2 protein-coding genes are annotated in these 2,436 nt (G+C 36.0%); one reads left to right on the top strand and one right to left on the bottom strand.

Annotated features, from left to right (window positions below; translation table 11 throughout):
* Nucleotides 1-327: 327 nt before the first annotated feature.
* Nucleotides 328-1,005: a DUF4294 domain-containing protein gene (locus BLS90_RS16580; RefSeq protein ID WP_091259626.1), complete on the bottom strand. Its 678-nt coding sequence runs from the start codon at nucleotides 1,003-1,005 to the stop codon at nucleotides 328-330.
* An 81-nt stretch (nucleotides 1,006-1,086) separates the two neighbouring features.
* Here BLS90_RS16580 and BLS90_RS16585 point away from each other — a divergent pair, with 81 nt between their 5' ends.
* Nucleotides 1,087-2,178: a M42 family metallopeptidase gene (locus BLS90_RS16585; RefSeq protein WP_091259628.1), complete on the top strand. Its 1,092-nt coding sequence runs from the start codon at nucleotides 1,087-1,089 to the stop codon at nucleotides 2,176-2,178.
* The last annotated feature ends 258 nt before the right edge of the window (nucleotides 2,179-2,436 follow it).

Consider the following 2,436-nt stretch of genomic DNA (forward strand, 5'->3'; position numbering starts at 1 on the left):
ATTAATACAGTTTCTAGGTCCTGTCTGCAGTATCATCTTAGATAATTTCGGTTTTTTGACGCTTGGACAGTTGTTCCTGGTTTGTTTCTTACGGTATTCATTATAAGTAAGACATTCTATACCTACCTATATATAAGGTACACCGAATTCTTAATCAATTATACAACTCCCCGCGTTAGGGATAGCAGCGCAAAGCCCGCAGCCAAGTGGAGTGCAGCGCAACTTGACGAGGACTTGTAGCGAATAGCCCGGCCCTCTATAAAAAAGAGGCTACTACCCATTTAGATAATAGCCTCTTTTTTATACAGGGAAACGCCCAAGTCATTGTTATTTCTTTATAATAACCACTTTGGACTGCCGAGAATCGGTTAGATTATTATAATCAACTACTATTGCAGGGTTTTGATTTTGTAATCTTCCAGAATCAAACGCCCGTATTAATATGGTTTCTATTAAATAATCTTCATTAACTACAAAAGGCGTATACTTTGTCTTTAAATTAATATCAAACATACTAGCTGCTGTATTAGACCAAAATGCTTTCCAGCCACTTTTAAGGTTTCTCACTAATTCATAGGTTGTATTACCCGTTTGGCGATGTATTAACTTTACCAATATTTGTCCTTGCTTGCGGGAAAGCTTTTTGAGTTTAGCTTCAAATTCATTACTTAAATAACCTTCGACTATCTTAAAGTATCTCTTTTTCTCTTTATTGGTTTTCAGGTTGGCCATCCCTTTATTTAAAGTGGTTAATCTCTCAGCAGCCAGTTTTGCGTAAGGATACGTTTTATAAACACGACTTTGAAGCATTAAAAATTGCTTTCTCGCTTCTGGATCCATCTTCTCCTTATATATTAATATCTCGGGCAACTGAATTGTATCGTTAAGAATGGAGTCATCATCACTCAATTCATATCCCATTTTTGTGGTGTCCTGCGGAATTACCTGCGCATTTATAGAAATACTAAAAAAAAGAAAGATTATTAAAAATTTAATTAGCTTCATATATGAATTTTTTATTGCCAAAATTATACAATATATACACAACTGTAATGCCAAATTTATAATTTAGCAAAAAATAATTTTATGAGCACAAAATCAATATTAAAGAAGTCATCACTTGACTTTTTAGAAAACTACCTTAATAATGCATCACCGACAGGTTACGAAAGTGAAGGGCAAAAACTATGGATGGACTATTTGAAACCTTATGTGGATACTTTTATAACGGATACTTATGGAACCGCCGTAGGAATTATAAATCCAGATGCTCCTTATAAGGTAGTAATTGAGGGCCATGCAGACGAAATTTCATGGTATGTCAATTATATTACAGATGATGGATTAATTTATGTGATTAGAAACGGCGGTTCCGACCATCAAATTGCTCCTTCAAAACGAGTCAATATTCATACTAAAAATGGAATTATTAAGGGTGTTTTTGGCTGGCCAGCGATACATACTCGAAATAGAAAGAAAGACGAAGAAGTGGCTAAAGTGGATAATCTGTTCATTGATATTGGTTGCGAGACAAAGGAACAAGTTGACAAAATGGGCGTTCATGTGGGCTGCGTAATTACCTATCCTGATGAATTCATGATTTTGAACGAAAACAAATTTGTTTGTCGTGCGATAGATAACCGTATGGGTGGATTTATGATTGCCGAAGTGGCTCGCTTGTTACATGAAAATAATATCAAACTACCTTTTGGATTGTATATCACCAATTCCGTTCAGGAAGAAGTAGGTCTTCGTGGTGCCGAAATGATTACCAAAACCATCAAACCTAACGTAGCAATTGTTACTGATGTTTGCCACGACTCCACTACTCCAATGATCGATAAGAAAGTTGAAGGTGACACAAAAATTGGCAAAGGTCCTGTAGTTACTTATGCACCGGCAGTGCAAAATAATCTGAGAGAATTGATTTTAGAAACTGCGATGGCAAAAGAAATTCCGTTCCAAAGATTAGCTTCTTCACGTGTTACCGGAACTGATACCGATGCTTTTGCATACAGTAATGGCGGTGTTGCTTCGGCTTTGATATCCTTGCCGTTGCGTTATATGCACACTACGGTTGAAATGGTACACCGTGATGACGTTGAAAACGTGATTAAATTAATTTATGAAACCTTATTGAAATTAGAAAACGAAGAAACATTCTCTTATTTCAAATAATTTTTAGGAGCTAATCTCGCTATACGATGCAATCCACGGAAAAAAGCGTGGGGTTTACTCTTCAAATGAAGTTCACTGAACTCCGTTGAAAGTAGACACAAAGTTCAGTAATCGGGGCTAAAAACCGCAGTTCAAATTATGAATTGCGGTTTTTTTATTAAATTTTGTCCCGTCCTGAAATAGCGATACACAAAAAGTATCCTAATGGAAAAACATGAAGAAACACGCTATGTGAAGCGGACTCAAAAAGATTATTCA

This window comes from Flavobacterium omnivorum, assembly GCF_900099915.1.
GTDB classification, from domain to species: Bacteria; Bacteroidota; Bacteroidia; order Flavobacteriales; family Flavobacteriaceae; genus Flavobacterium; species Flavobacterium omnivorum.

Coding starts and splice junctions, on each gene's coding strand:
- BLS90_RS16580 (WP_091259626.1), bottom strand. CDS start 1,005: ATGAAGCTAATTAAATTTTTAATAATCTTTCTTTTTTTTAGTATTTCT.
- BLS90_RS16585 (WP_091259628.1), top strand. CDS start 1,087: ATGAGCACAAAATCAATATTAAAGAAGTCATCACTTGACTTTTTAGAA.